Origin of the sequence: Nguyenibacter vanlangensis (assembly GCF_013376155.1) — a bacterium.
Lineage (GTDB): Bacteria > Pseudomonadota > Alphaproteobacteria > Acetobacterales > Acetobacteraceae > Gluconacetobacter > Gluconacetobacter vanlangensis.
Genome location: NZ_JABXXP010001205.1, coordinates 1 through 586, shown reverse-complemented (window position 1 = coordinate 586; position 586 = coordinate 1). Strand labels below are relative to the sequence as shown.

General features: G+C 69.8%; 1 protein-coding gene. It reads right to left on the bottom strand.

Translation table 11 applies throughout. From position 1 onward, the window contains the following. The coding region (locus HUK84_RS22130; protein ID WP_176642033.1) for an aldehyde dehydrogenase family protein at positions 1 to 586 on the bottom strand (586 nt) is incomplete at both ends.

Genomic DNA, 586 nt, shown 5'->3' with positions numbered 1-586 from the left:
GGGCGGCCAGGCGCTGGCCCACCGCGCGGCCCATCGCCGTCGATCCGGTGGCCGAGACCAGCGGCACGTCGGGATGATCGACCAGGATTTCACCGATCTCGCGCCCGCCATTGAGCACCACCAGCAGCCCGTCCGGCACCTGGGCGCCGCTTTCGGCGAAGCGGGCGGCGGCGCGGGCAAAGACCGCCTGGCAGGCCAGCGCGGTCAGCGGCGCCTTTTCCGACGGTTTCCACACCACCGGATTGCCGCAGACCAGGGCCAGCGCCGCGTTCCAGGACCAGACGGCGACCGGGAAGTTGAAGGCCGAGATCACGCCGGTGACGCCAAGCGGATGCCAGGTTTCCATCATCCGATGCTCGGGCCGCTCGGTGGCGATCGTCAGCCCGTGCAACTGACGCGATAGGCCGACCGCGAAATCGCAGATATCGATCATTTCCTGGACTTCGCCCAGGCCTTCCGAAGGGGATTTGCCGACTTCGATCGACACCAGCCGGCCCAGGGCGTGCTTGGCGGCGCGCAGTTCCTCGCCCAGCAGCCGGACCAGTTCGCCACGGCGCGGCGCCGGCACCAGCCGCCAGGCGCGAAA